1 protein-coding gene is annotated in these 1,253 nt (G+C 62.8%); it reads left to right on the forward strand.

Features of this window, described 5'->3' with window-relative positions:
* The first annotated feature begins 67 nt into the window (after positions 1 to 67).
* A protein-coding gene (locus PSA7680_RS18405; RefSeq protein ID WP_092501416.1) for an IS3 family transposase occupies positions 68 to 1,227 on the forward strand; the annotation gives its coding sequence in 2 pieces (ribosomal slippage) (positions 68 to 317 and positions 317 to 1,227; 1,161 coding nt in all).
* Positions 1,228 to 1,253: the final 26 nt, after the last annotated feature.

A 1,253-nucleotide genomic window follows, 5' to 3' on the forward strand; every position in this document is an offset into this window, starting at 1 on the left:
TGACCTGCCCCCCGCAAAATCCCTCACCATGATGTAGAGTCTGCTCAACCCTGAAGGAGCAGACGACATGAGGAAAAGCCGTTTCACCGAGGCGCAGATCATCGGGATGATCAAGGAGCAGGAGGCAGGCATGCCGACGGCGGAGGTGTGCCGCAGGCATGGCCTCAGCCCTGCGACGTTCTACAAGCTGAAGTCCAAGTATGGCGGGATGACGGTGTCCGAGGCTGCCAGGCTGAAGGCGCTGGAGGACGAGAACGTCAAGCTGAAGCGGCTGCTGGCCGACGCGATGCTCGACAACGTGGTTCTGAAGGATCTTCTGGGAAAGAACTGACGACACCGAAAGAGCGGCGCGAGGCAGCGCTCAGGGCGATGCGGGATCACGATATCTCGCAGCGCCGGGCCTGCCGGCTTGTCGGTGTCGATCCCAAGACAGTCCGGCGCGAACGCCCGCCGGACTGCCCCGAGATCCGCAAGGAGATGCAGGAGATCGCCGGAAAGCGGCGCCGGTTCGGCTACCGCCGGATCGGCGTCTTGCTTGAGCGCAAGGGAATGAGGATGAACCACAAGAAGCTATATCGGCTCTACCGGGAAGAGGGACTGTCGGTGAAGCGGCGACGCGGCCGCAAGCGGGCCCGTGGATCGCGCACGCCGATGCCGGAGGCGGCGCGCCCAAATGCACGCTGGTCGCTCGACTTCCTGTCAGACAGCTTCGGCGCTTCACGCAAGTTCCGCATCCTGGCGGTGATCGACGATTGCTGCCGCGAGAACCTGTGCCTGGTGGCCGACACCAGCATCTCGGGAGCACGTGTCGCCCGTGAGCTGGATGCGTTGGTACGGGTCTACGGTAAGCCCGCTTGCATTGTCAGCGATAATGGGACCGAGTTTACCAGCCGGGCCATCCTGAAATGGGCCGACCAGAACGATGTGCCGTGGCATTACATCGACCCCGGAAAGCCGCAGCAGAACGCCTACATCGAGTCTTTCAACGGCAGCCTGCGCGACGAGCTGCTGAACGAGGAGATATTTGACACCCTGGACGATGCCCGCCGGAAGCTGGCCCTTTGGCGCTACGACTACAACACCATCAGGCCGCACTCGTCACTCGGAAACCGGACGCCGCTGCAAGCGCGCCGAGCGCTTGAGCAAATCGACGGCTCCGCGCCCGGCGCGCTTGCCCAAACCGAAACCGAAGACTATCAAACCCAAACCCGCAGACTCTCGTTATGAATGAGGGACCAGCGGGGGGCAGGTCA

Origin of the sequence: Pseudoruegeria aquimaris (assembly GCF_900172235.1) — a bacterium.
GTDB classification, from domain to species: Bacteria; Pseudomonadota; Alphaproteobacteria; order Rhodobacterales; family Rhodobacteraceae; genus Pseudoruegeria; species Pseudoruegeria aquimaris.